Source organism: Vibrio fujianensis (assembly GCF_002749895.1).
Lineage (GTDB): Bacteria > Pseudomonadota > Gammaproteobacteria > Enterobacterales > Vibrionaceae > Vibrio > Vibrio fujianensis.
On record NZ_NBUS01000041.1, the window covers coordinates 276056 to 276291 of the forward strand.

Annotated in this window: 1 protein-coding gene; it reads left to right on the forward strand. The window is 47.9% G+C overall.

The genetic code is table 11. The annotated features are described in order from the left end of the window. Positions 1-236: cupin domain-containing protein (locus tag B7C60_RS18545; protein ID WP_483887753.1), on the forward strand; the 236-nt coding region annotated here is incomplete at both ends.

The window sequence follows — 236 nt, forward strand, 5'->3', positions numbered from 1 at the left end:
AATGCTCTCAGGCTATCAGGCGATGTTTAAAGTCGAGCCGATTGCCCGCCAAACGCGCGACTATCAGGCCAAACTGACATTAAATGCGCTGCAATTGTCAATCATTTCGCAATTAATCGAATCGATTCGCCGTGAGTATCAGAACGGAGAAAGCGGCTTTGAAACCATGCTCACCAGCTTGATGCAACAATTGGTGATTACTCTGGCGCGCATGTATCAGCAACAAACGCACGATC